Source organism: Thermosphaera sp. (genome assembly GCA_038827615.1).
In the GTDB taxonomy this organism is placed as follows: domain Archaea; phylum Thermoproteota; class Thermoprotei_A; order Sulfolobales; family Desulfurococcaceae; genus Thermosphaera.
In genome coordinates this window covers 861330-885252 of sequence record JAWBNK010000001.1, presented here as the reverse complement: position 1 = coordinate 885252, position 23923 = coordinate 861330, and the positions used below count along the sequence as shown (strand labels likewise).

Here is a 23923-nt window from a genome sequence, read left to right as displayed (position 1 = left end):
TCCGTGTCATATAATAATGTCTTAAAAGGTGGGTTTGTATCACCACGGTAATGGGCGTTGATATACAACCCGGTTGCTCACCCATGTCCTCACGGGAAGCCAAGTATTCAGTCGTGATCATTAAGGATGGAGAGTTAATAGCCTCCTATGAAGATGTACCACTATACAAGCTTTTACGACTAGTGATAGAATACCATGTGGACGTCATAGCGGTCGACAATGTTTTCGAGTTGGTGAGCAGTCTCGACGAGTTGGATAAGCTGGTAGAATTAATTCCTTATAACTGTAGGATCGTTCAAGTCACGCGTCAGGGTTCAGAGTTTACAAGCATAAGAGAGATTTCGAAAGAGTTGTTTAAAGAAAGAGTTGAGTTAACACCTCTAAACACGGCATACTTGAATGCAATAGCAGCTTTGAAAGGCTATGGTTCGGAAATTCAAGTATTCACCGATAAAACAAGGATTGTGATAACTAAGGGTAGAAGCGTCTCTCAGGGAGGCATGAGTCAAGAGAGATATAAACGAAGCATAAATGCGGGCATTCTTCAAGCCACTAAGGAAATAAAAAAGATACTTGACGACAACAATTTTGAATACGACATGATGGTTAAGAAAACGCGCGGGGGTTTGGAGAAAAGCGTTTTCATAGTATATGCTCCACGGGAAAGGCTTCACGGATTAGTTAAGCCTATCCGATATAAAAATGTAAAGATAATAGTTAAGCCCTTTAAACAGTCACATAGAGTATTAAGTAACACTTCAACGAAGCCTTTGATAATGGGAATAGACCCTGGGATGACCATAGGAGTGGCGTTAGTAGATCTTGATGGCAACCCCGTTTTCGCGAAAAGTTGGAGAACCGTAGATAGGTATGAGATCGTCTCAACAGTATCCAGCTATGGGAAGATACTGATCGTTGCAACCGACGTATCCAACCCTCCTGAACTCGTTAGAAAAATCGCCTCACTCTTGGGAGCAATAATATACTCCCCAGACCATGATATCTCCATCACGGAGAAAAACGAGGTTATTCATGAAGTTAGGACGACACACGGCTTCGAAATCGAGGATTCACACACCAGAGATGCCTTGGCAGCTGCTTTGAAAGCCTATGGACACTACAAGAACACTATTCTCGAAGTAAAGTCCAAAATAAAACACATAGATGGAGTCGATGTTTATCAGGTTATCTCAGAGATCATTAAGGGAAGAACGCTATCTGATGTGCTAGAGGAAATTTATAAGAAAAGAATGCAAAAATCACCTAGCACAATTACACATGATGAGAAAACATTTGCGAAACAGGAGGCCGTGGAAAAACCAATTTACAAGGAAAGAATAAGAGTCCTGGAAGCAATGGTAAATAAGCTTTCAAAAGAGTTGGAGGAGAAAGAAGATTTATTAAGAATCCTTGAGGTAGAGATAAGGCTTCTGAAAAATAGAAAAACCTTTGATGATAAATACGAAAGAAAGATTTCCGTTTTAGAGGAGAACATAGCTTATTTGAAGAGAAAACTAGAGGAGTCCAGAGTAAGAATAAATGATTTGGAAGAGGAACGAAAAAGATTGATGGAAATAATCTTGAAGATCGGAGAGGGTGAATATATTTTAATACCTAAAATTAATGAATCCGGAAAGAGTGTTCTCAGCGAGGTAGATAGGGAGAAGATTAGAAAAACTAAGTGTGTTTACACCCCGAGCATAGAACATTTAAGCCCAGAGTTAGTTGAGCTAATCAAAACCATTAAAGGATACATCGTCACATCTGGGGATTCAACCGTTGATTACAAGACGATTAGAGTGCCGATTATCAACGCTCAAGTCATACTCGATCTAGGAGAACACGTAGTCGTGAATAAAGATGTTGAAAAACAATCTAGCATGATTTGGAAAGATATTGATCAATTAAATTATCTAGAGACACGTGCAAAGATAAGAAGACTTATCGAAGAGTACCAAAAATCGAGGGGTATTTTGAAATAATGCCTACGCAACTGTTTTGGTTTTCACGCAGGTTCGTACGGGTTGGTATCATTTTATTCGTTGAGATGTAGGTGCTTCGACCAAGGGAGGTTTGCGAGAGGCTCGGTATCAGCTACACTACTCTGAGAGAGTACGTTAAGAGAGGTTGGATTAAACCAGTTGTTCTCGAAAGCGGTAAGTGGAGGTTCAGGGAGGAGGACGTTGAGAAGCTTATGGGTATCGTTAAACCGAAGACCGTTATCCTCTACGCTCGTACCTCCTCTCATACGCAGAAGGACGATCTCGAGAGACAAGTGAAGGTCCTCGAGGAGTGGGCTAAACAGAACAACGTAGAGAAGTACGAGGTCGTCACGGACATTGGTAGCGGTCTCAACGAGGATAGAAAAGGATACAAGAAAGTGTCTAGAGAGACCTCGCTCACAGTGTGTCCGTATGTTATATACTAAGTTGAAGGCGTTATCAGAATTGCTTAGATAAAGTCTAAAAGGGGAACCCTTTAAAACCATCTTATAATACTACTTCAACCTATTTCCATTCTCAGGAAAGGCGGTGGATTTAAGGCAGGGTTAATGCTCGGGAGATCTCTACACCACATCCAGGAAGGAGCTCCCTGAACATATTCAACAATCTGAGGAACACCTATCTACCTATTACACCTAACCAGGCTTAAAGATGCTGTGAAAGAATTAAAGGGTTGAAAATCCTTAGTCTTCGTCTCCAAAATACTTGATCGCTGATGATGGGCAGATCTTCTGGCAACCCCTGCACAGCTCAACGCAGTTATCCGGTTTAACCACCACCGGCTTCCCGTCAGCGCCTAGATCGTATACCCCGTGCGGGCAGAAGTTATAGCATGTTAGGCATCCGACGCACTTCTCATAGTTTATTACTGGATACCAGTTCTTCGTCAAACCTAAACACCTCATGCATTCAGAGCTTCCTCAATAGCCTTGATGGCCTCCTCAGTACTCATATTCCTTATTTCAACACCTCTAAACTTGGACTCATCGAAACCCAACTCTCGGAAAACCCATCCAAACATCTTCCGCTGCATTGCTGGGTCGCAACCGGCCACCACAATCTTTCCATCCCAATTACCACTCAACAACGCCCTCCAGAAGTTATCACCGTCGGTTGCGCAGAGTTGAGGGTGAATCGCTGCGAAGTCAACCTTCTTATTTCTTCTGAAATAGTTGACTACTTCAAACACATTCATCTTATGGAACGATGGACACGTGCCTTGACAGACACAAACGATTAAACCCTTCATAAGCATTATCGCCTAATAAAATACATCTTACTACTCATATATAATCCTTATAGCACTCTATCTAAGGTTGATTTTTGGAATAGCTTCCTCTGCTCCTAATGACCAAACCAGCTATCATTAACGCTATTGTGATACGATCTTTGAATAAGGGTTTTTGGCTATGTGGCTTGATCACCTACCCGTCTGCAAATGTTAAATCTACTAGGTCGCTGGGGAAGTGGAACATATACATGGGAGTGACTTCATCACGGAGCCTGGCTTAACTATTCCCGTGGTTGAGAAGACGCTCCGTGAACGTCTCAGCTCTGATTTTGATAGTGAAGACAACCCGGCCGACGCGGATTCGGAGGCCACTGTCTTCGCTAAGCACAACGGCGGCGAGCATGGGGCCAACACATTCGTAATTAAAACTGGGTTTAAGGGAGCACGCGTTGTTTTCCCCTCTAAGCCCGTGGACTGGGGAACGTATCAATTCGTATGGAAGATCCCCTACAATGATATGCCTTTTGAAATCAAGAATTTCGCAGACGTGAACATGCCTCAGTGGAATAGAGTGGTCAGGGTGTTCAAGCGCGCGAGGCGAGGTCTCGAAATGGATGGACAGAACCTAGCATCCCTCAACAACTACTTCAAATACACCGGATGGGGGTTCCCCATAGTCGTGCATCCGAACTATTCGAGAGTGAGCTGTGGGTCGGGGGTATCCCTAACCGGGTGGGGATGGAGAGGACGTGGGACCGAAGAAAGGTGGCCCGGGCTCTATGAAGCCAAAGGTTGATAACGAATCACATCGGCCAACGTGAAACCCGAACCCCGTTAATATAGCGAGACCTTATCGTTTAAGACGAGCTCTGTAACCTTTACGATGCTCTCCAATTCTTCGTTGACCAGTGCCTGTATTTCGTTGAAAACGTGGGATGGCACCTGGCTCATGTTTAAGTCTAGCGGGATTAATTTAACGCTCGCCACTAGGGGCTTGTCTATGGGTTTTCCGATTTGGCTCAATATCTCCACGTATACATCGCTGAAAATGTCTCCGTATTGATTATAAACTCTCTCGGCTATCGTACGTGCTACTACATTGTATATCTTTCCAACATGGTTCACCGGGTTCTTGCCTGCAGTTGCTTCTAGACTTATAGGCCTCATAGGAGGTATCAAACCGTTGGCTCGGTTTCCGCGACCTGTTGCTCCATCATCGCCGTGTTCCGCGGATGTCCCGGTTACAGTTAGATAGACGCTTCCCTTATCTGGTAAATCAGCAGTGTTTACGTATACTTTAACATTGTAGTCAGGAGATATCCTAGCAGCGAGGTCTAAAACAGCCTCCTTTATATGATCTTTGACATTGATATAGTCGCCAATATCCCTTACTTGAGAATCGATTATTGCGGCGGCTATTGTCAACACTATGTTTTTATCGCGTCTCAAACCCATGACCTTAATATCTTCCCCTACTGGGGGATGTCTTGCTTTAAATTCCCGTGAGTTAAGCATTCTCTCTGTTTCGTACACGAGTTTTTCAAGGGTGGTAAGGGGGGCGTATCCAACGCCAATGCTCGTATCATTGGCGAGTGGAATAGCCTTCTTGCCGGCTTCGAAGACAGTAACGAGATCGGTGCTTCCCTTTCTAACCATGTAGTCTACAATGACGTGCCTCTCGGGATCAAGGAACCTGAAGTTGGTCTTGATCCACTCTTTAACAGCTTCCACAATGATTTTTCCAAAGGGGATTTTCTCGACACCGCTGTCGGTCTTGACCTCAGTAGTTGCTCTTCCAGCAACGATGATGTAAATAGGTTCTAATAAATCGCCTCCGCCAAATTTTGGAGATGATTGTCCCCCAACAAGCAATGTTTTATCAAGATTATGATGCAAGATCGTGCCAAAATTTTTCAAATAATACTTGGACAAGGCTTTTGAAGCCACTTCACTGGCGGAGTCGGCAATGTAATCTGGGTGGCCAAGCCCCTTTCTCTCAACCAGCTCTACTTTCATTTGTCTTACACTCTGCATTTTCAATAATTCTACTTCCACATTTCTCTCCATATTGTCTCCCTCAACGCGTTTAAGTCCAAAACTAATAAATGGTTTATGAAACATTAAATTTTAAATTATTCCTTACAATCTAGCGTTTTCTCGCCGTAGTTGATCATCCTTAAGACGGATTTTCCGGGAATTAAAACCTCTACTTCTTTGGGATTTATTGGGGGTTTGAACCCGTATTTTTTACTTAACATATTGCTGAACCCCTCAGCGATCTCCTCGGCAATTTCGTGAACAGGTTCGTCGCCCGGCTCTAAGACTGCGTAGACTAGGGATTTATCTTTTACCAAGTCTTCTGGAAGTATGAAAAGCAAGTAGTAGCTTCCATATGTGTCGTCGCAAGCTATATCTAAGCCTATTCCCATTTTCAGCGGGATTTTTACATAATTCTTTTTCCCATACACCATTATGCTTCCTTTCGGGAGATATTCGCCGGGTGGAGGGGATAGAGAGACGTTTGAGCCTCTAGTCCAGAAAACCTCTATGAATCCCACACCGCTTTTCCACGCTTTAGAGTAGCAAGCCGGTATCAACGCGGCATCTCGAATGTCTTCCAGGCTCGGCTCTTTACCATCGGTGAACAGAACGGCTGCAGAACCCCCGTGGATGTCAGCGTGTAGAAAAATATCGTTTTCTTTCAGATACTTTTTCACCACCATCTCGTTCTGGGAAGCATCACGTCCTCCTATCGTTAGAAATCCGTTCCTAGTAATGAGCCAGTGGAATTTCTCGTACCAGGATTTAGGTCTGTAATATAGAAGTTGAAATGATGAGGCTCTGTCGAGCTCGACCTTTACTCTGTCATACTCTGAACGTATTTCTTCAAGAATTTTTAGGGCAGTCTCTATCTTTTTCTTTAGCTCTCCCTTGGTTTTTTCAAGTTCAATAACTTGTTTTTCCAGTGGTGCTCTAAGTGAAAGAGCAACTCTCGACCCATTCAACAATACCTCGACTTCTCCCTTATCTTTCACCACGTTGACGATGCCTTTACAACTCTCCTTTACATACTCCCAACCCTTCTCGTCTCGAACTTTTTTAGCGCAATCCAATAACTCCTCTAGGGTTTGATAATTATCGTAGATTAGCGATAATTTGTTGATTACTTCGTTTAGTTTACCTTCGTGTTTAGAAATAATATCCTGTTGTTTCAGCAACTTCTCGTTTAACCCGTCCAAGGTTTTTTTCATTTCAACCTCTTTTTGCAGTAATTCCAATGTAGCTTCTACGCGCGTGAAATATGTGTCAATGGCTTCATCGATGCTTTTCAACTCCTTAACGCTGAGCTCGTATTTTTCGATAAAGATTAAGGGTTTGTAAGCAGTAAACGAGTGTATGTTCTCTCCCTCGAATATCAGATAACCCTTGCCCTGCTCAGCCTCTTTAACAACCTCCCTATATCGGTTAGCTAAAAGTTCCAAGTCGCTTGGAGGGATAGTTTTCGGGTCAGCAGTCTTATGTCCAAGTAATCCGGAGCGATATAGAATTTCCTCAGCGATATGCCCGGGCAACCCCCAGTTGAAAACCATCGAACGGACCAGGTCCTTTCCGCTTAGAATAGATGGAATGAGCGAATCACTTGAAGGGGGAACACCCTTCAACGGTGGATACGTGTATTCGACTCCTGGTCTGATCTCCCTGTCTTTATATTCTACTATTTTGCTTGCATACATTATCCTGTAGTTTTCATCAGAGACTACCCATAGTCCCCTTGGGAGAAGTTCAATAAGGTTCCTCACCCTCTCTCCACGCCTTTCGACTATGAACTCTATGATCCTCTCCCACTTGGGCATCGAGAGGGCTCCTATTCTACCATCTCTTATCCTGCTTCTTAAGAACCTGGCAAAATTGTCTATCGTCTTCTCAGCTGGTTCCATAGGAGATGAATTGATTCTAACTCCCGGTTGTATATGGAGGAGCACTGTGCCCTCATCCTTGCACCTGAGTTTTAGAAGCCATTTACTTTTCGAGAAATACACGTTGTCAACATAGCAATTTACCAGCCTTCTAGAATTACTGCATACCCAAGAATATGTGTCCAGGATATCCATCGATTTCTTAAGCACAACTCAGTCCCTGAAGAATCACTATAAAATCTTAACCTTTAATAATTCTTCAGGGAGGACAAACCATGCAGATAGCTGGCGAGGACAAGATAGTATTAATGAGATTAGGATTCGGCCTATTTTACGGCACCTTGATATACCTATTGGGATCACTAAGACTCATCCCGGTAAAGGACTTAAACATGATAGCATGGACAGGAGCAGCTGTATTGTATGCTGTCACCATAATCTTAGTGTACAAATTCGTGAGACCTGTAAAGTCATTTAATCTTTACCTTAGAGGAATATCAACTTACTATGCTTCATGGCTCTTGACTTCGTTTATTTTAAATGAGATAAGTCCCTTGATATAACCGTCATCACTAAGGATCCCTTATTTCTTTCCATAATTCTTCTGGGAGCCTTCCGTTTATCAAGTAATACTTTAAGCCAGGGGGTAAAAGGGGTTCTCCATCGATTAAAGGGTACCTGTATGGGAGATATATGGTTCGACCTCCTAGTTGAGGGTCATCGATAGTCACGCCATCAATGTATTTAAAATCTTCATCTCCCCTATGGCTCAATAAATACTGTAGATAAAAAACTGTCCCATCAATACTGAATTGGCCCGATCCTATGTTGAAAGATTCAACTCCTTCCAACTCCCTAGTTATTAGTTCAAAAGTTCTTCCTCTCGGAGGATGTTCGCCCAATATTCCACCTACAATTATATACTTCGCCTTTATTACATTGTTGAAATCAAGTTTACGGGGGCTCTTTGGGTCTAGGATTATGGCACATCTCCCATTTATTTCACCTTCTTTTATTAATTTCTTTACGCTTTTCTCGCTGACCATTGCGTATTTGCTTATCAAACGATGATACCTCCTTGGAAGATTCGAGATAAGTAGAAACTCCTTACCATATATTAGTGAAGAGTGGCGATATTCCAGGAACAACCAGGGGCTAAGTTCGCTCTCTAAGTGTTCAATGAGTATTATTGGCTTGTCTTGGATCAATTACATTACTCCCCATTCCGGAGACTATTTATGATCCAATAAATATTTACTTAAATTTAAACCGAACATCTTATCTTCTGAATCTGAAATGAAAGAGTGGGCATTCATGGGTCATTACCAAGTATTGGAAAACCCTGACCTAGAGTCTGCTTTAAGAAGTATAAGGGATGCTTTGCAAAGAAATCGCTTGATCCTAATATTTGGGGAGTGTATAATTGATTATGAGGGTAGGAGTGCGTCTAAACTTGGACTTGGAGAGAGATTGGTAGTGATAAAACAAGATGGCGCTGTTCTCGTTCATCGACCCGAAGGATACTCGCCAGTCAACTGGCAACCCTCTACGACAACAATAGATGTCTGGATTAGACCTAACGAGGGTCTATCAATCCTGGCGATCAGATCTCGTCCTCGGGAGACTTTGAGAATCCTTTTCACCAGGATCCACTTAATAATTGAGGCTCTTCTTCAGGACGAGGCTGAGTTCATCATGTACTTAGATGAGGGAGAGATTAGAGACATTTTATTCGAAAAGCCGGAGCTACTCGAGCCGGGTCTGAGAATCCTGGAGAAAGAGAAAAGAATAGGCACAGGAGCGGTTGACCTTTTCGGAGTCGACTCTAAAAATAACCATGTCTTAATCGAGATAAAGAGAGTAATGGGCGATCGGGACGCGGTCTTACAGCTATATAATTACGTGGTGAATTATAGCAAGAACTCGAGAAATCCCGTTAGAGGAATCCTAATCGCCCCTGCCTTCACCCCGGGGGCTCTCGAGCTTCTTGCAAAGCTAGAATTAGAATACGTTGAAATCGATTTAAAGAAAATGAGGCAATTGATAGAAGGTAAGAAGAAAAAATCGGACTTAACGATATTGAGGTACTTATACATGGATGATAAGGATGGAGAGCGGAGAACCTGATGTGGTCGAGAGATATGATGTAACGCATAATTCTTATGATCTACTATACAGGGAGGAGCAGTTTTCAAAGTACGAATATCTCTTCAACGACTTGAATATTCTACCGGGAGATACCATAGCGGATATTGGTTGCGGCACAGGCTTGCTATACGAGTTTTTGAGGACCATGATGACTTTTTATCATAAATATGTGTGCATAGACCCCAGTGACGGAATGATATCTGAGGCTGTAAGAAAGGCGCGGAATGATCCACTAATTATATTTATAGTGTCTTTTGCTGAAAACCTGCCTTTAGTGGATAATGCTGTTAGCGATGTCTTCATGATCACTGTGTGGGACAATCTTAGAGACCCTTCCATGGCGGTTAAAGAGATGAAGAGAGTTTCAAGAGAAAAAATAGTTATAACCAAGCTCTCTAAGACAAACTCTCCTCCGCCGAGTTTATACGATAGCGATTTCAAGTACGAGGGTACTTTGATTGATGACTTCTACATATTTAAGAGGAGATATCTTTAAATAGTACGATTAATGGTTAAAGAGTTAAAGAGAAGGTGTTCAATATGGCTGCCAAGCCATCGAGACCTCAAAGCCCATTCAAGATATTGAAGAGCTCTGAGGGGCAAGTCGTCTTGGTTAAGATTAAGGGCGGATATGAGTATGTTGGCAATCTAGACCTCATAGATAATACAATGAACGTCGTCATGAGCAACTGTACAGAGTATTCTAAAGAAGGTAGACCTGTGGCTAGGTATGGAAGATTGATTATTCGTGGGAGCCATATTCAATATATAAGCGTGAATTATGGGCAAGTGGCTCCTGAAAAAGTATCCTTGTAAACATACAACTCGAACTCATTATTCATTAAATTAATATTCGTCAACTCACAATAATATAAATGTGAGCATGATGGGTCAATCGTCTAAGAGGCCTTCTCCTCGTAGAATAGACCACTACAGATGGTTGCGAAGCGATGGGACTCCTAACTTTAGCGATCACATCTATAAAGCCCCATCGGAATTAGACCTGGTTACTCGCAGAGAGGTCAAGGTAATCAGTCCATCTTCAACTGTTTTGAAAGCAGTAGAAGAAATGTCCCGTAGCTACAGATCTCTAGTGGTAACTGTAGGAACCCGTCCTATAGGAATTTTGCATGCTACCAACATCGTGGATTACCTGGGCGGCGGACCTTTATTCAGCATTGTGGAGAAAAGATACGGGTTCAACCTTTACTCTTCACTAGAGAAGGAGGTTGTTGACACGATAATGTCTCGCGTATTGGTTACAATACCCAGTGATTCGAAAATAATAAATGTACTTGAGGCAATGGCCGCAACCGGTTCTGGAGTCATTTTAGTAGTCGATAAGGAGGGGAGTTTGCAAGGCATCGTCACTGAGCATGACATGGTTGTATATTTGTCTGGGGTCGTTTCAACAGGATTAACTGTAGGGGATGTGATGTCAACTCCCGTTGCAGTTGTCGATAAGAAATCTCCTCTAAAGAAAGCAATGGAGGAGATGATTATACAAGGATTCCGCAGGCTTCCAGTAGTTGAGGGAGAAGTCGTAGTGGGAATGATAACGGCCGTAGATGTAGTTAGATACTTTGGACACCACATAGCTTTCGAGAAAACACTTACCGGAAACATAATGGAGGCTATACTGATTCCTGTTGAGGAAGTTATGAGCGAAAATTTAGTCACAGTCAAGGAGGATGAGGACCTGGCCAAAGCAGTCTCTGAAATGTTGTCGAGAAATGTAAGCTCGGTACTGGTAACTGATGATGAGGGAGTTTTAAAAGGAATTGTGACCGAGAGAGACATCCTATATGCTTTATCAACCTCTCCTAAGAGGTGAAGTAACGTTGATTGAGAGTTTTATTTTGAAGGATACCATCATCTTGGATAAGAATGATTCGCTTGCCCAGTTCATAAGGCAAATAGAGAAGACGGGGATAGATAAGGCTCTTGTAACTGGTTACAACCAGGAAGGCGTGAAAAAACTCTGTGGGGTCGTAACATCACGGGATGTCTTAATTAAAATAGTGTCCGAGAGGTTGAGGAGGACATCCCTTGGTAGGCTAAGGGTCTCGGGTTTTATGACTGAGAATCCATACAGGGCGTCTTTGACGACTGATATTGGGGCTGTTGTGAAGATAATGAGTTCCAGGGGGTATGGGATCATACCTGTGGAAAACGGGTCTCTACATGGAGCCATTCTCCGCGTGGAATTGTTGAAATTACTGTTCGAGGATGACACAATAATTAAAGACTTAGTTGACAACCGTCCACTGAAGGTAAAGCCGGATGACTCTCTACTGGCTTTAAGACAAAAAATCGTATCAACTGATAAAAGTTATGCAGTTGTTATTAGTCCCTCGGGAGATCCTTTAGGGTATATAACAATTAAAGAAGTAGCATATGCGTTTGCAACCTTTCTGAAGAACATTCCAGAGAGGTTCAGGAAGGAGAGAATTTCACAGCTTTTGGTTCAAGATTATATGAAGAAGATAGACTTAGAAGTAAAAGACACTGTCTCGGTAGGCGATGTTGCGAGGAAATTGTATGATGCAAGGCTCAAGGGAGCTATAGTAGTAGGTGATGAAGGATTCAAGGGAGTTATCACAGACGCCGAGTTAATAAACTATTTAGCTATTAACCTTTTGTTGGGAAAACAAATTGGAGGGCAGTGAGGCCAGGTTTATAGTCGATAATATGCTGGGGACATTGGCGCGCTGGCTTAGGATTCTAGGATACGACACTCTTTATAGCCGTGATTTAGAAGACTGGAAGATCTTGAGGATAGCTGAAGAGGAAAACCGATATATTATAACTAGGGATAGAGGTCTTCATCACCGCGCTCTAAATAAGGGGTTGAAAACCCTGTACCTATGGATGGATGACCTTGCTGAGAGATTAGCCTATATCGCGATGAGTAGTGGAATCAAGTTATCTGTTGACTTCAATGCTACGAGATGTCCCGAAGATAATTTTCCGTTAAGGAAAGTCGAGAAGCAGTCTGTGAGGGGCAAAGTTCCTGAGAGAGTGTTTAAACTACACGAGGACTTTTGGGAATGCCCTCGTTGCGGGAAAATATACTGGATTGGGCGCCACTGGAAAATGATTGAAAAAGTATTAGAGGAAGCCCGCATGAAATTAGATGAAAATAAGAGAGTGATTGGGAAAGGTGTTTTCAATGACGGTAATACATCCGGATGAATTAACATTAGAGGATGGAATATTTCTTGTCAAACTCGCGAGAAAGGCGATTGAAAAGATCGTATTAGAGGGTGAAACGCTCCAGCCGCCGACCTACGCCCCCGATAAGCTTAGGAGGCCAGGAATGACTTTCACAACCATCGAGACGTATTACGGGGAGAAGCTAACGACTCTTAGGGGGTGTATAGGGTTCTTAGCACCAGTATATAGTTTGATTGAATCTACGATATACTCGGCAATCGAAGCAGCCGTAGAGGATCCCAGATTCCCTCCCCTTCAAAGCTGGGAGCTTAACAAAGTCGTAGTGGAGGTTTCAGTTTTATCTCTTCCAACTCCCTTGATAGTATCAGATAGGAAATCTCTTCCCAAACTCATAACTATAGGTAAGCACGGACTAGTAGTGGAGAGAGGTCTTTACAAGGGAACCCTTCTGCCAGTTGTCCCAGTAGAATACTGTTGGGATCCAGAAGAATTTTTGTCTGAGACATGCGTGAAGGCGGGCCTGGAACCTTCTTGTTGGCTTGATCCATCAACAAGGATTTACTATTATGAAGGAAAAGCATTCAAGGAGAGAACCCCTGGTGGGGAAATATACGAGAGGGATTTGTTAATAGAATATCGTAATGAGTGTTTAAGGAAATAGTGGGTGGAGTTAATTAATTTTCAACTTTATTAATCATCGCTGAGGTGAGAGAGATTAAATTAACTCTTAATCACTTGATTGAAATCGATTATGATGAGGTCATTTCAATAGTAAAGAACTTCATTGCTGAATACTTCAACAAGGTTAGGGCGAACAGCCTCGTTGTTGGGCTAAGCGGCGGCATAGATTCCTCAACTTTACTCGCATTAGTGTCTGAGTCGATACCGAGGGATAAGATCATTGGCTTAATACTCCCGGACACAAGGGTAACGCCTAGGGAAGATGTGGAAGACGCTATTAGTATTGCAGAAGAATTCTCGGTTAAGTATCACTTGATAGAAATAGATGGAATAGTTGATTCCTTCTCAGTACTGCCAGGATTCGATGTTGCTGGCAAGCTAGACACGGGAAATCTCCGCGCAAGAGTTAGAATGACAATAATGTATTACTTTGCAAACAAGTATAATGGAATCGTAGCCGGCTCAAGCGATCGTTCGGAGCTCCTAATCGGCTACTTCACTAAATACGGTGATGGAGGCGCGGACATACTTCCATTGGGATGTTTGTATAAGACCCAAGTGAGGACGTTAGCTAGGAGACTTGGTTTACCTGAAAGAATAGTTTTGAAACCAAGTTCTCCAAGACTTTGGAAAGACCATACAGCCGAGGACGAGCTCGGAGTCAAGTATGAAGACATAGATCTAGTGCTTTACGGAGTTTTTGACAAGGGGTTGAAGCCTGATGATGTTGTAAAAGCTACAGGGATTTCGAAGAATGTAGTTGATAAAATACTTAGAATGCATTATTTATCCCGCCACAAGAGAAGTTTTCCACCAATACCTAGCATGCCTTGGGCGGGTAAACCTATAGTGGAGTTAGAATAGTGAATTACGTGACGTTTATTGATGCTTTTAGCAAGTCATTGGCCATATCTATGTAGCCCTCGCCTATATACATCCACATCATTTTAACGGGAGTTGCCAGCACGTTCAAAACGTACGTTCTTTTCTCAAGCTTGATATTTGCTTCAATAGTGTGAAATACGTACTTGTTGTTGACTTTAACCTCGAGCCTCTTTGTACCACCTAAATATATGATCAAAGGTTTGGAGTATCCTGATAGTCTATCTGTTTCAACGTTGAATTTTTCAAATATCTCAGTGCTTTCGAGATCTAGTTGAATCCCTTCCAGCGTTAGGGTTTCAACCTCGTCGATAACTTTAAAGTTCTCTGGAAGCACCCCTTCGATCAGTAATTTCTGAGAGGAAATAACCCCGGTTAAAGGAGCGGTAGATTTCACCGATACCTGTGGGCTCATGAAGATTTTATCCCCGACCTCAACCACACCCGAGTTTACCCGATATTTTACGAACATATTCTCACTCTAATCTAAACATTGATATGTCTAAAAAGGTTATATGAATAACCATGGTGTATTTAATGAGACTGTTGGTTATCAGCGACATCCATGAAAAAATGTCGTATTTTGAGAAAGCGTTAAACATGTTGGAAGGCGGCTTCGAGGCCATAGTCGTTGCGGGGGATATAACTTATTTTAAACCATTTGAAGATGCTGTGGAATTTTTGAAAAGAATGCGCGAGATCTCTGGAAAACGCATATATTTCGTGCCCGGGAATTGTGATCCACCATCAATGTTGACGTGGAGTTTGGAGGAAGAAGGGATTTTTAACATTCATCAAAAACTCACTGATTTGAACGATTACCATCTATACGGGATAGGAGGAGGGAATATCTCACCTTTCAATACCCTAATTGAGTGGAGCGAAACAGATTTTGAAAGATTGCTCCCCAACAAGGAACCGGGGATTTGCGAGAAATTGATAATGGTTACACATACTCCAATCAAGGGGATGTTCGACGAGGTGAGGGGCTTAAACATAGGCTCCGCATCATTTCTCAATTTCATGGAGAGTTGTGGTCCTCTCGCATGGATCACGGGGCATGTTCACGAACACAAAGGAGTTGTGAGACGCGGGAGGACTGTGGTGATACATCCTGGTCCATTGATGAAGGGGAATTTCGGAGTCCTCGAGTTGATCGGGGAGAAGGTTGATGTGAAGCTCTTTAGGAGTTGAAGAAGTCGCATAGGAGAATTATTTATTGATCGCTGAGGCCTCTAGTCTTATTTCTAGGCGATTGATCTTATAGCGTTTTTTACCTCCTCGGGCAACGCCTCAATACTGATCACAACAGCCTTTCGAGGAGGTCTCTCGGAAACAACTCCCGTCACAATGTATCGAGTAGGATTCGTGACATCTATTTTTTCCTCCGTCTTCTTGTGAAACCTAATATTCAGTACTCTAACCTTAACGAAAGTCCCATCCAACCGGTCAACGTAGATATATTTGCCGTGCTTTAGACCCATGTAAGTCCCCTCAAACGCTTCTTCCACTCCACGTATACACGTAGCCCAATATAAAGTTTAATGCGAATCCAACTACAATACCGATTAATTGAGCAACCCAAAACCTTAATCCAATCGTGATAGGGAGGATTGTCGCGAGAAGCAATTGAGACGAGAAACTAGTTATGCTAGCGCCATGGTATTTTATCAAGCGCAAAAGGATGCTCCGTAGATCTTTTCTTATCCCAGAATCCCTGAAGGTCCATTTTTCGTGAAGAATAAAATTGAATAAAACACTGGACTCGAATCCTGATGCTGAGGACAGCGGATTTCTCACAAACTCCGTTAATCCTATCCTCGTAAGCACGTTGAAGATCGATTGAGCAACGGCTAAATTAACAATACTGCCCATTGCTCCAACTAAAAGGAATCTAACGACTCTATTGGGCTCTAAAATGGGGAGGGCGAGGACTAATGGTAAATTGTTCTTAACTACGACCTTCCAATCTCTTTCATCTAGAGAAATCTCAAGGGCCTTACAAACAAGATTTTCGATAGAATTAGCTACATCCATGTCAATGACTATAGCTATTGGATTACCAAATTTTGGAAGGGAAAAAGAGGAGAACGATTTTACTAAAAGATAGATCTTAGCTGTGGAAGGAAGTTTTGCATAAACCTTTATGCATAGATTATCGTCTGATACTCGAATATGCGTTAGCTTATGACAAAGATCCTCGAACTCTGAGCGAACGTATATCTTTGAACCACGGTCAAAACCTTTACACAGCTTGTAGTGTTTATCCCACTTTACCAATTAAACGAAACCCGAGCTATTATTAACATTCTTGAGATTAATTAAAATTGTAGGGATAGAGGGTCTTGGTTGGCACGGAAGAATGGGATAAAATCGTCGATGAGATTAATAGCTGCATGAAATGTAGACTCTCCGAGACAAGAGTTAGGCCGGTCCCGGGGGAGGGGCCTCTCAATGCTCGAATACTTTTGATTGGAGAAGCCCCTGGCGAGAAGGAGGATTTGGCTGGGAAGCCTTTCGTAGGAGCGGCTGGAAAACTTCTCGATTTACTCCTCGAAAGGGCAGGTTTGAGGAGGAGTTATGTCTTTATAACCAATATAGTCAAATGCAGACCTCCTGGCAACCGAAAGCCGAGGAAGGATGAAATCCTTAAGTGTGCTCCTTACTTGATTCGGCAGATAAGACTCTTGAAACCTAAGGTCGTTATTCTACTAGGAAACACTGCTGCGGAGACGGTGATGGGATTTGCTGGATTGAAATGGAATGGGGTTATGAAAGACCACGGAAAAATCGTTGAAACCCATATATTTGGATTAGATGTCGTATTGATTCCCACATTCCACCCTGCTGCAACCCTATATAATCCTAAATTGAGGAAAATCCTAGAAGAAGATTTTGGAAAAGTAATAAGAGAAAAAGTTGAAGAAATCCAGCATCTTTTTACGGACTAGCAGGAATTAGCTTCACCCGCTCCAAACCGCTTATGACCAGCAGGAATCCAGCTAGCGATAGAAAGACCAGAACAGGAAGTAGGAGCTGAGGTACGAGTGAAGGGTCGTAGAGGTATTCGAGCGTTGATTTCTGCGTATGTTGCATCGTGAAAACTAAGTATGCAATAGCGTTCCCATGACTAGTTAATAATTGAATTATTATTGATTCGATGTTGTTTGATAGGTTCGATGCATCATTCAGGAATTCAATCATAGTTATCAATGATGGTATTGGCATACCGAGTTTATTCATAGTGTAAACGCTGACGGCCTTCAGCGATTCAATCATAAAATCTTCAACGATTGTGTCATTTACTACGGGAAATATCTGGTTCCTGATTAAAAGAGGGTTCGCGTATAATTGGTTAGAGAGTTCTTCTAATAGGCCGAATAAATAGATTAAATCCAGTAGTGGGTTTCCCGTAGGACTTGGAATGGAAATACCAGTCAAGTATGACATCACGCTATAGTATGAAATGCTAGTTGAGACAAGTTCCCTCATCCACCATAGAGCACTTACTAGTGAGGAGTTGGAGAGACAATACTTCCCTCCATACAATGCGGCTAGTCTTAGCCAGGTGATGCTTGTTTCAGCTCTTGCTATTGAATACGAATAATTTCCTATCTTCTCTGTCAGACCACTTGAAGACTCCGCAAGCACGAGCGAAGCCTCAGCTTCTTCTAGCCTCTTATAGGCATTTGCGATGGCATCTATCATGAAGGGGTTGACGCATGTCAAAAAGCTAGTTGTGTTCTCGAACTCTATTCTAGCTTGTGAAACATTTTCTTTTAGCTTTAATATTAGATTTGAGAAATCAACTGGTGAGTTATAATAAGAGTAATTAAGCAAGCTTGAGTAGGCGTAGAAATAAGCTTGAAAAGCTATTGATGAAGCAGTATAATAGTGGTTAATTTCAGCGTATTTGGTTGAATCATTCAATAGTCTTAAAGCATTATTAAGAAATGAATCATCCCACTGGGTGTCATTCAAATATGATATAGTCTCTGAAGTTTTTCCATAGAAATAGTTCCATATCTCCTTGAAGAAATCATTTAAGACCGGCGAGAACATCTCGCCATACTTAACGTCTGGTAGGAAAGCATTGTTGGAATATATCTCGTATGCTTGAAAAACAGTTAATACGGGGCGATATATTTCATCGTTAATCTCCGCAGTTGACGGGCCAATCACTAATTTAAGCCCTGAAAGACGCGCTGCCTCGGTCTTCTGGGGAATCCCCCCTACTCTACCCACAACTCCTCCAGGGCCTATTATTCCAGTAGCTGATTTAAGGGAATCGATTGATTCATTTTTAAAGAGCGAAATTGAGAACAGCAAGAAGAGGAGGCTGGCACTTGTTCCCTCGACTTGTGTGATCCCATGAACTGAGATAGTGTAATCATACTTCCTATAGTCTTCCCCCGTTAGAAGAGAAGAATAAAGCAGTGCTAGCTTGAAGGAAATAATAGTATCTTGTGCAAAGGCGTTTGAAGGTACCACGGTTATTGCCCCCCTTCCAGGTGAATAGATTGTAATGAAGACATCGATAGTCTTCCCTCGTCCATCATTATCAATTGCCAGTAGACTCAGCCTATGCGTTGACCTAATAGTGGACTCGCTTTCAAAGAACCCTGCTGAAGACCCTATTGCAAATATAAAAAGGAGTACTAGGGAGATATTTTTCAAACAATACACCTCCTACTATTCAGCGTAACACTGAACAATCACTGCGTTAGCTCATAATTGCCGGGTTATCATCACCTTTTAATAATAATCAAATATGGGGTTTAATAATTAACCCCTTTCAAAATAAATAATTCATGGAGTAATAATCATGTCCATGGTTCAACGCGACCTTCATTTTAAGGTTATCGTAGATTTTTTCAAAAAACTAGAGACCACGACAGCTAGAACTCAACTAACGGCGATACTTGTTAATCTTATTAAGCAAACACCCCCCGAAGTAATCGATAAAGTCGTTTACATAATACAAACCAGACTGTGGCCTGATTGGAAAGGATTACCCGAGCTAGGGATAGCTGAAAGATTGTTGATTAAAGCTATATCCTCTGCCACTCATTCTTCAGAGAAAATGGTTGAAGAAGTTTTGAAGTCAAAAGGAGACGCTGGATTAACAGTTGAATTCTTAAAACTGAAAATGGTTGAGAAAGGAAAGGCAACAACTCTGTTCTCCTTCGTCGAGAAGAAGGAAGAGTTAACTGTGAACAAGGTTTACGACGTTCTAACCCGGATAGCGTTGGCGCAGGGTGAGGGAAGCAAGGATTTAAAGATTAGACTTCTCGCTGGATTACTTTCTGAGGCATCTCCCGAGGAAGCTAAGTATATTGTACGATTTGTCGAAGGGAAATTGAGGCTTGGGATTGGAGATGCGACCATAATGGACGCGCTAGCGGTGGTTTACGCGGGATCGGCTTCATTTAGACCTTTGATCGAGCGGGCGTATAACTTGCGGGCGGATCTAGGGGAGGTTGCAAAGATATTGGCAACTAGTGGTGTAGAAGCCATTAAGAATATAACCCCTTCCGTTGGAGTTCCGATTCGTCCAATGCTTGCAGAACGCCTGAGTGATCCTAAGGAGATTTTGGAGAAAGTAGGCAACGAGGCTTTTGTGGAATATAAGTATGATGGTGAGAGAGCTCAGATTCACAAGGATGGAAACAAGGTAATAATATACTCTCGCAGATTGGAGAACATAACTTTTCAATATCCAGATGTAGTTGAAATGGTCTTAAACAACGTCAAGGCGGAAAAGGTGATCATGGAGGGAGAAATAGTCGCTTACGATCCAGCGACGGGCGAGTTGAAACCATTCCAGGAGCTAATGCATAGGAAGAGAAAATATGATATTCATCTAGCCGTTAAGGAAAATCCGGTAAAAGTATTCTTATTCGACCTGTTATTTGAAGATGGCGTTGACTACACTGTGAAAAAATTAATTGAAAGGAGGAAAAAGCTGGAAGAAATAATTCAACAGACCGATGAGTTCAGAATAGCAGAGTACATAAGAACCTCGGACCCAGCCGAGCTAGAAAAGTTCTTCCTTCAGGCTATTAGCGAGGGGGCCGAGGGCGTTATGGTGAAAGCCCTGCATGAAGCATCAATCTACCAGGCAGGAACGAGGGGATGGCTCTGGATAAAGTTTAAACGAGACTATAGAAGTGAAATGGTCGATACCGTTGACCTTGTGGTAGTCGGAGCTTTCTATGGACGAGGTAGAAGAGGCGGGAAATTCGGCACACTGCTCATGGCATCATACAATCCGAGTAACGATACATTTGAAACAGTGTGTAAAGTAGGCTCAGGCTTCACGGATGAAGACTTAGAAAAAATACCTGAGCTAATAAAACCGTACATTAAGGATAGAAAACCATTGAGGGTAGTGGCCAAAGTCGAACCAGACGTATGGGTTGAACCGGCCCTTGTCGCAGAAATCATAGGTGCAGAGTTAACCCTTTCTCCAGTGCACACTTGCGCGTATGGAAGGTTAAAAAGCGATGCCGGAGTCTCGATCAGGTTCCCCAGATTCATCCGATGGAGAGATGATAAAGGACCAGAAGATGCTACGACAAGCGATGAATTGATTGAAATGTACAAGATGCAGTTGAAGAGGATAAGCGAGAAGCCTATGGCGCCTGGAGAAGAAAAGTAAGTTCCTCTGTCTCGAGCCCCCGCTTCATCCCCTCCCAATCCAGGGAGCGTTAGCGGAGTGTCGCGGGTCATCTGATTTTTATGCATTCATGGTTTATTAATCTGCTTTTTATCTAGATTCAGTAAACCTAGGTGAGACAGTTGCCCTCTACTATCGTTTTTGCTGGAATGGCTGGAAGTGGTAAAACAAGCATCGTGGCTGAATACTCTAGGTGGCTTGCTGAAAACCTTTCTGCAAAAATTGCTACAGTGAACTTGGATCCAGGCGTTGAAGACTTGCCTTACGAGCCTGTATTTGATATAAGAAAGTACTTTACTCTATCATATCTGATGAGGAAATACAGGCTTGGTCCCAACGCGGCTTTTTTAAAATCTGCAGAGGAGATAGAAGCTCTTACCCAAAATATCATGCAGGATGAACCATTCACAGACCTAATGAAATGGGACTATATTCTCATAGATACTCCCGGACAGCTTGAAGCCTTCATCTTCCGACCTGAATCGAGGAAGTTTCTATCAAGAATTTCTCGAAGAAGTAACACGGTCATAGCCTATTTGATCGACTCTTCCATCATTGATAATGTGCCTGATGCTGTTACATCATGGTTCATGTACGTTTTAATTCAACTGAAGACGGGATTGTTAACGGTTCCGATAATAAGTAAGTCCGACGTGGCACGAAACCTCTCAGTGCTTAGAACTCTGATAGAGAACCCCTCTGGGCTAATTGGGAGAGAGATGACTCATGGGCTTCAAGCCGAGTTGCTTCCAGAACTGATCAACATTGCCGAGAAGACTAGAGGGGCATTGAGAGCCGTATTGGTCTCAATATACGATGAAAGCAGTTTAAAGAACCTGAATGATTTACTTCACGAGGCATTCTGCGTGTGCGGGGATTTAACTTGAAAATATTTTATAAGCAACTAGGATTATTTTGACTCGTTAGTGCACAACAAGAAACGTTACATTTTCAAAAGGCGGAGGATAATGGATAATTTATACATCGACCCTGTGGCCGCATTCTTCATGTTTACATATGGATTTATACTCATCTTCGCGGGGAAAACTGTAATCAAATTAATGGTTGGGGTCGGATTCGGGGCATTTCTCGGGGCTGTAGGATTTGTCATCGCATCTATTATCTCGGGTCCAGGGGGCGGCCTAATAGTTTTCCTATTAATGTTCATCATCGGTGTTGTGGTTGGATGGTGGATATTCAAAGCATCTCTAAGCTTCCTATCAGGTATTACTATGTGGTATCTTTTAACCAGCCTTATGGGTATCGCGAAATTTTCATCGATTTCTATTCTAATTTTAATGGTGATAATTATTTTAGCTTACATGCTGATTGAGCATGCAATAACCGGTGTGGCAATACTGGTAGGGGCAACCCTAGTATATGTATCTTTAGAATCGTGGATTGGAGCAATACCTTCATTGATTGCCACAGGCTTCTTGGTCATGTTTAGAATCGTATGGCTTTTCGAGTCGAAGGGTGTCATATAGTGGGGTTATATCATCCCAGAACAGCTGTGAGCAAATACTACTCCATACTGTTTTCTCTTCCGCACTGGAAGTTAATAACTTTAATTATGATATTTCTACTCTCATTAACCGTAGTCTTGTTGGGAAAGGGTTCGGTCCCGTTTATTCTTAATACGGTATTCGTTTTACTCACCCTGGTCATGTATCGTAAAATTCACGGGAGAACCGTATTCTGGAAGCTGAAGAGGATAACGGGAATGTCTCTTACTATACTCATTTACTCCATACTGTATTATGTTTTATCCAGGGATTGGAGACTCTCATCGGTTTCTTCGGCAATATTGTTCATTATTGTCCTCCAAGGCTTGGATGGAACTTCTTGGTGGCGTTACATCATAGGGATCCTGCCCTCTTTCCTCACTGTAATTGTTTATGAGAATATTGTTTCCTCAACAGAGATGTTTGATGTAATATATCCTTTAATCATGAGCTATTCGATAATAATATTGTTAAATATCCTAGTCTATGCAATAATGGGTAGGCGGCAAATAAACGGGTTTAAGGCCCCCGATATTGGCTCCTTATTCTTGCAGAACTGGCTCAATGGTTCGAGAGAAATAGAAGAGGTCTTCGAGAGGTTGGGAGTCTTCTCTAACGTATCAACATATGTTGTTAAATCAAACGGTTTTGCCTTAATTTATACCGATCTTCATTACGGCCCCTTCTCGAATACCGGAAGTAGTCAATTACCCATGCTTGTTAGAGAGGATTGTGTGAAGGTCGGATTAGACGTCTTCTTGCTCCACGGATTCGGCTCACACGATAGGAACATTGCATCTTCAAAATACATGAAGGACTATTTGAGACAACTAACTCCTTTGTTGTTTGAAAATTGCAGTACATTTTTGAAGTACCATGGCGCCTTCAAAAACAAGTTTGAGAATAACTGGGAAGTGACCGGGATAGTTTTCGATAAGGTATCATTCTTAATAGTGTCCCGACCGCTAATGGGAATAGATGACCTACCATACGAGTTTCAAACAGAGTACGGTTTAAAGGCTAAGGAGTATGGTCTAGGAGATTTAATCCTTATCGACGCCCATAATTGGGAGAGGCAGGAAGAAATAGATCTTCATGGTTTAAGAAAAGCTCTCGACGAGTCTCTAAGCATCGTTAAGGAACTCAGAGCTAGGGAACCCGAAGACACCTTTGTAAAACATCATTGTTTTACGACACAAGCTCCAGGTCTCATAAAAGGCGAGGTATGTATCCTTCAAATTCGAGGTGTGACTCATGAAAAAGTAGTTCTTCTCTTGTTGCGGGGAAATAACATGGCGCCCGGCTTGCGCGACACTCTTCTCGGATTATTAAGGAATAAGCTTGGTAATGACGCGATAATAGAAGTGTTAACTAATGATGAACACACTGAAACCGGTGTCAGGGCCAACATCACTTATATCCCAGTTCATAACAGTGAGCAACTTACGAGAGATTTGAGTGAACATATCGACCGTTTTAATGGTTTAAAGGAGGATCTAGGGATTTGTTTAAAAAAGGGAAGGATGAACGTTAAACTGATGGGAGACGCCGCTATCCTTCTTGAGAAAATACTTAGAGAATCTTATGTTGAATCAGCAGTCCTACTAGTCTCTTACGCCTTCCTAACTCCATGGATTGTTAAATTCCTGTGGAATTTGATGGGATTTTAGACTTTTTTAAACCCGGGGTTTATAAATAAA

Annotated in this window: 26 protein-coding genes and 1 pseudogene; 18 read left to right on the top strand and 9 right to left on the bottom strand. The window is 42.3% G+C overall.

What is annotated here, in order from left to right; translation table 11 throughout:
* The first annotated feature begins 50 nt into the window (after positions 1–50).
* Together QXH45_04815 and QXH45_04810 are read left to right on the top strand one after the other, a co-directional pair.
* A complete protein-coding gene (locus QXH45_04815) occupies positions 51–1982 on the top strand; it encodes a DUF460 domain-containing protein (protein ID MEM2078570.1) in 1932 nt (643 codons plus the stop codon).
* A gap of 71 nt (positions 1983–2053) precedes the next feature.
* A pseudogene (locus QXH45_04810) lies at positions 2054–2389 on the top strand (IS607 family transposase).
* 297 nt (positions 2390–2686) lie between these two features.
* On the opposite strand, the gene QXH45_04805 reads toward QXH45_04810, so the two are convergent.
* Both QXH45_04805 and QXH45_04800 read right to left on the bottom strand, forming a co-directional pair.
* Positions 2687–2893, bottom strand: a complete 207-nt coding sequence (locus QXH45_04805; protein MEM2078569.1) for a ferredoxin family protein — start codon at positions 2891–2893, stop codon at positions 2687–2689.
* An 11-nt stretch (positions 2894–2904) separates the two neighbouring features.
* On the bottom strand, positions 2905–3198 hold the full coding sequence (locus tag QXH45_04800; protein MEM2078568.1) for a heterodisulfide reductase subunit A-like protein: 294 nt from the start codon (positions 3196–3198) through the stop codon (positions 2905–2907).
* Between the two features lie 271 nt (positions 3199–3469).
* Here QXH45_04800 and QXH45_04795 point away from each other — a divergent pair, with 271 nt between their 5' ends.
* Complete coding sequence (locus QXH45_04795) at positions 3470–4030, top strand: hypothetical protein (GenBank protein ID MEM2078567.1); 561 nt, start codon at positions 3470–3472, stop codon at positions 4028–4030.
* A gap of 38 nt (positions 4031–4068) precedes the next feature.
* Here the strand turns inward: QXH45_04795 and QXH45_04790 are convergent, their stop codons facing one another.
* Entirely contained in the window at positions 4069–5301 is a 1233-nt protein-coding gene (locus QXH45_04790; GenBank protein MEM2078566.1) for a methionine adenosyltransferase, read from the bottom strand.
* A gap of 65 nt (positions 5302–5366) precedes the next feature.
* The gene (gene rqcH / locus QXH45_04785; GenBank protein ID MEM2078565.1) at positions 5367–7361 is read right to left on the bottom strand and encodes a ribosome rescue protein RqcH; all 1995 of its coding nucleotides are present in this window, start codon (positions 7359–7361) and stop codon (positions 5367–5369) included.
* 65 nt (positions 7362–7426) lie between these two features.
* On the opposite strand from rqcH, the gene QXH45_04780 reads away from it, so the two are divergent.
* A complete protein-coding gene (locus tag QXH45_04780; GenBank protein ID MEM2078564.1) occupies positions 7427–7714 on the top strand; it encodes a hypothetical protein in 288 nt (95 codons plus the stop codon).
* A 9-nt stretch (positions 7715–7723) separates the two neighbouring features.
* Here QXH45_04780 and QXH45_04775 read toward each other — a convergent pair whose 3' ends face one another.
* Positions 7724–8359 carry an RNA methyltransferase gene (locus tag QXH45_04775; protein MEM2078563.1) on the bottom strand — a complete coding sequence of 212 codons (636 nt, stop codon included), beginning with the start codon at positions 8357–8359 and terminating at the stop codon, positions 7724–7726.
* Between the two features lie 88 nt (positions 8360–8447).
* On the opposite strand from QXH45_04775, the gene nucS reads away from it, so the two are divergent.
* The 8 genes from nucS to QXH45_04735 all read left to right on the top strand — a co-directional run bounded on the left by nucS (position 8448) and on the right by QXH45_04735 (position 14021).
* Positions 8448–9278, top strand: coding sequence for an endonuclease NucS (gene nucS / locus QXH45_04770; protein ID MEM2078562.1), 831 nt, complete (start codon positions 8448–8450; stop codon positions 9276–9278).
* Positions 9259–9795, top strand: coding sequence for a methyltransferase domain-containing protein (locus tag QXH45_04765; GenBank protein MEM2078561.1), 537 nt, complete (start codon positions 9259–9261; stop codon positions 9793–9795). The genes nucS and QXH45_04765 overlap by 20 nt, the downstream gene beginning before the upstream one ends.
* A gap of 44 nt (positions 9796–9839) precedes the next feature.
* Entirely contained in the window at positions 9840–10115 is a 276-nt protein-coding gene (locus QXH45_04760) for an LSM domain-containing protein (protein MEM2078560.1), read from the top strand.
* Between the two features lie 70 nt (positions 10116–10185).
* A complete protein-coding gene (locus QXH45_04755) occupies positions 10186–11133 on the top strand; it encodes a CBS domain-containing protein (protein ID MEM2078559.1) in 948 nt (315 codons plus the stop codon).
* A gap of 7 nt (positions 11134–11140) precedes the next feature.
* Positions 11141–11968: a CBS domain-containing protein gene (locus tag QXH45_04750; protein MEM2078558.1), complete on the top strand. Its 828-nt coding sequence runs from the start codon at positions 11141–11143 to the stop codon at positions 11966–11968.
* Complete coding sequence (locus tag QXH45_04745) at positions 11955–12494, top strand: Mut7-C RNAse domain-containing protein (protein MEM2078557.1); 540 nt, start codon at positions 11955–11957, stop codon at positions 12492–12494. The genes QXH45_04750 and QXH45_04745 overlap by 14 nt, the downstream gene beginning before the upstream one ends.
* Entirely contained in the window at positions 12472–13137 is a 666-nt protein-coding gene (locus QXH45_04740) for a TIGR00296 family protein (protein MEM2078556.1), read from the top strand. Before QXH45_04745 ends, QXH45_04740 begins: the two co-directional genes overlap by 23 nt.
* A 44-nt stretch (positions 13138–13181) precedes the next feature.
* On the top strand, positions 13182–14021 hold the full coding sequence (locus tag QXH45_04735; protein MEM2078555.1) for an NAD+ synthase: 840 nt from the start codon (positions 13182–13184) through the stop codon (positions 14019–14021).
* Positions 14022–14025: 4 nt separating this feature from the next.
* On the opposite strand, the gene QXH45_04730 is transcribed toward QXH45_04735, so the two are convergent.
* Positions 14026–14454, bottom strand: coding sequence for a hypothetical protein (locus tag QXH45_04730; GenBank protein MEM2078554.1), 429 nt, complete (start codon positions 14452–14454; stop codon positions 14026–14028).
* A 122-nt stretch (positions 14455–14576) separates the two neighbouring features.
* On the opposite strand from QXH45_04730, the gene QXH45_04725 reads away from it, so the two are divergent.
* Positions 14577–15233, top strand: coding sequence for a metallophosphoesterase (locus tag QXH45_04725; GenBank protein ID MEM2078553.1), 657 nt, complete (start codon positions 14577–14579; stop codon positions 15231–15233).
* Positions 15234–15286: 53 nt separating this feature from the next.
* On the opposite strand, the gene QXH45_04720 is transcribed toward QXH45_04725, so the two are convergent.
* Together QXH45_04720 and QXH45_04715 are read right to left on the bottom strand one after the other, a co-directional pair.
* Positions 15287–15523 (bottom strand): DUF5622 domain-containing protein, encoded by a 237-nt coding sequence (locus QXH45_04720; protein MEM2078552.1) that lies wholly within the window; start codon positions 15521–15523, stop codon positions 15287–15289.
* A 10-nt stretch (positions 15524–15533) separates the two neighbouring features.
* The gene (locus tag QXH45_04715) at positions 15534–16076 is read right to left on the bottom strand and encodes a GtrA family protein (protein MEM2078551.1); all 543 of its coding nucleotides are present in this window, start codon (positions 16074–16076) and stop codon (positions 15534–15536) included.
* Between the two features lie 308 nt (positions 16077–16384).
* On the opposite strand from QXH45_04715, the gene udg reads away from it, so the two are divergent.
* Positions 16385–16990, top strand: coding sequence for a type-4 uracil-DNA glycosylase (gene udg, locus QXH45_04710; protein MEM2078550.1), 606 nt, complete (start codon positions 16385–16387; stop codon positions 16988–16990).
* Here udg and QXH45_04705 read toward each other — a convergent pair.
* Positions 16980–18716, bottom strand: coding sequence for a hypothetical protein (locus tag QXH45_04705; GenBank protein ID MEM2078549.1), 1737 nt, complete (start codon positions 18714–18716; stop codon positions 16980–16982). The two genes, udg and QXH45_04705, sit on opposite strands and share 11 nt — an antisense overlap.
* Before the next feature lie 148 nt (positions 18717–18864).
* Between QXH45_04705 and QXH45_04700 the strand changes: the two genes are divergently transcribed.
* The 4 genes from QXH45_04700 (at position 18865) to QXH45_04685 (ending at position 23893) form a co-directional block, all read left to right on the top strand.
* The gene (locus tag QXH45_04700) at positions 18865–20700 is read left to right on the top strand and encodes an ATP-dependent DNA ligase (protein MEM2078548.1); all 1836 of its coding nucleotides are present in this window, start codon (positions 18865–18867) and stop codon (positions 20698–20700) included.
* Between the two features lie 140 nt (positions 20701–20840).
* Complete coding sequence (locus QXH45_04695; GenBank protein MEM2078547.1) at positions 20841–21605, top strand: ATP/GTP-binding protein; 765 nt, start codon at positions 20841–20843, stop codon at positions 21603–21605.
* An 81-nt stretch (positions 21606–21686) separates the two neighbouring features.
* On the top strand, positions 21687–22205 hold the full coding sequence (locus QXH45_04690; GenBank protein MEM2078546.1) for a hypothetical protein: 519 nt from the start codon (positions 21687–21689) through the stop codon (positions 22203–22205).
* On the top strand, positions 22205–23893 hold the full coding sequence (locus tag QXH45_04685) for a DUF2070 family protein (protein MEM2078545.1): 1689 nt from the start codon (positions 22205–22207) through the stop codon (positions 23891–23893). Before QXH45_04690 ends, QXH45_04685 begins: the two co-directional genes overlap by 1 nt.
* Positions 23894–23923 lie beyond the last annotated feature (30 nt).

Coding starts and splice junctions, on each gene's coding strand:
- QXH45_04715 (MEM2078551.1), bottom strand. CDS start 16,076: ATGGATGTAGCTAATTCTATCGAAAATCTTGTTTGTAAGGCCCTTGAG.
- QXH45_04815 (MEM2078570.1), top strand. CDS start 51: ATGGGCGTTGATATACAACCCGGTTGCTCACCCATGTCCTCACGGGAA.
- QXH45_04780 (MEM2078564.1), top strand. CDS start 7,427: ATGCAGATAGCTGGCGAGGACAAGATAGTATTAATGAGATTAGGATTC.
- QXH45_04720 (MEM2078552.1), bottom strand. CDS start 15,523: ATGGGTCTAAAGCACGGCAAATATATCTACGTTGACCGGTTGGATGGG.
- QXH45_04765 (MEM2078561.1), top strand. CDS start 9,259: ATGGAGAGCGGAGAACCTGATGTGGTCGAGAGATATGATGTAACGCAT.
- QXH45_04790 (MEM2078566.1), bottom strand. CDS start 5,301: ATGGAGAGAAATGTGGAAGTAGAATTATTGAAAATGCAGAGTGTAAGA.
- QXH45_04690 (MEM2078546.1), top strand. CDS start 21,687: ATGGATAATTTATACATCGACCCTGTGGCCGCATTCTTCATGTTTACA.
- nucS (MEM2078562.1), top strand. CDS start 8,448: ATGAAAGAGTGGGCATTCATGGGTCATTACCAAGTATTGGAAAACCCT.
- QXH45_04760 (MEM2078560.1), top strand. CDS start 9,840: ATGGCTGCCAAGCCATCGAGACCTCAAAGCCCATTCAAGATATTGAAG.
- QXH45_04740 (MEM2078556.1), top strand. CDS start 12,472: ATGACGGTAATACATCCGGATGAATTAACATTAGAGGATGGAATATTT.
- QXH45_04755 (MEM2078559.1), top strand. CDS start 10,186: ATGGGTCAATCGTCTAAGAGGCCTTCTCCTCGTAGAATAGACCACTAC.
- QXH45_04700 (MEM2078548.1), top strand. CDS start 18,865: ATGTCCATGGTTCAACGCGACCTTCATTTTAAGGTTATCGTAGATTTT.
- QXH45_04725 (MEM2078553.1), top strand. CDS start 14,577: ATGAGACTGTTGGTTATCAGCGACATCCATGAAAAAATGTCGTATTTT.
- QXH45_04800 (MEM2078568.1), bottom strand. CDS start 3,198: ATGAATGTGTTTGAAGTAGTCAACTATTTCAGAAGAAATAAGAAGGTT.
- QXH45_04730 (MEM2078554.1), bottom strand. CDS start 14,454: ATGAGCCCACAGGTATCGGTGAAATCTACCGCTCCTTTAACCGGGGTT.